The 1332-nt window shown below is 58.0% G+C and carries 2 protein-coding genes; both read right to left on the bottom strand.

Going from position 1 to position 1332, the window contains the following annotated elements:
* On the bottom strand, positions 1-1184 hold a 1184-nt coding region (gene aceK / locus RTY00_RS18245; RefSeq protein ID WP_312665372.1), incomplete at its 3' end, for a bifunctional isocitrate dehydrogenase kinase/phosphatase.
* 56 nt (positions 1185-1240) lie between these two features.
* Positions 1241-1332, bottom strand: a 92-nt coding sequence (locus RTY00_RS18240; protein WP_312665373.1) for a hypothetical protein, incomplete at its 5' end; no start/stop codon positions are given.

Raw genomic sequence — 1332 nt, 5'->3', positions numbered from 1 at the left:
TCGCGCTCAAACTCCGCCATCAGTTCAGCCGGAATACGCGCGCGCGGTAACGCAAAGTGTTCAAATTCCTGGGTATCCGCCATGCGACCGACGCGATCATGCTCCTTAACCATGCGATAGCAGTCGCGCACCTGCGCATCGGTGACCTCTTTTTGCGGTGCGAAGCGGTCTTTGATCACCTTAAATACGCGATCAAAACCCGGCAGCGTGAACACCATCATCACCATGCCGCGAATGCCGGGCGCGACGGTAAAATCTTCCTGGCTGTGCGCCAGATAGTGCAGATATTCGCGGTAGCATTCGGTTTTGCCGTGCTTCTGACAGCCAATCGCCATGTAGCGCTCTGCCACGGTTTTTCCCGGCAGAATCGGTTGCAGCCACGCCACCAGCGCGGCCGGCACCGGCGCGTAGACCATGAAATAGGCGCGGGCGAAGCCAAACACAATGCTGGCATCATCGCTATCGGTGAGACAGGTGTCGATCCACAAACGGCCAGCATCATCGCGCTGAATCGGCAGCAAACAGGGCACCATGCCATCACTCAGCTGCAGGCGCGCCACTATCCACGCGGTTTTGTTGCGGTAAAACAGTTCGCTGGCGACATCCAGCGTTGCCGTCGCCAGCTGTGCGGCACCAAACTGCTCGTGCAGATGGCGCACAATCCAGCCGATATCGCGCGTTTGATCCTGCCACGTTAAGCGCAGCGGAATGTCATTCAGCACCTGACGTAATGTTTCCTGCCAATTGTGTTGCGGGCGATAAAGACGCGATAACGGGCGCTGGGCAACCGGCGCAGGCGCATACGGTTGGGAAGGCAAGATAAACAGGCGTTCGGGCGACAGATGGCTGTGGCCCTGCAAACGGCAATAGACCGAGTTGAAGAAGCTTTCGGCGATTTCATGGCGCGGATAGCCAGGCAGCAAGGTTTCATAATGGCTTTTCACCCGCAGCCAGAACGCGTCGTCCCAATCCGAAGTGTCATTGAGAATGCGCAGCTGGTTGGTGACGAGGCCAACGTGGTGATCGTAAAGGTGGATACGCGCTTTCATGGCCTGCTGCACCGCGTGCCAGTCAGCCTGCTCGAAGCGCTGTTGCGCGCCAGCGGTAATATCCAGAAAGCGGCCATACTGCGCGTCAAAACCTTGCAGGATGGTGTGGGCGATCAGCGATTCTCTCGGTGTCATCGGCAACGCTCCTTTAGCGGTAAGCGGTCGCCATGAATGGCGACCCTACGACGGCTTTAGAATTGCGCGGCTTCGGTGGAACCGGTCAACGCGGTCACTGAGGATTGTCCGCCCTGAATGACGTTGGTGACGCGATCAAAATAGCCGG

The organism is Pantoea sp. CTOTU49201, assembly GCF_032054795.1.
Taxonomy (GTDB): Bacteria; Pseudomonadota; Gammaproteobacteria; order Enterobacterales; family Enterobacteriaceae; genus Pantoea; species Pantoea symbiotica.
Note: the sequence above shows the minus strand (reverse complement) of the source record. Positions and strands in the feature narration are given on the sequence as shown.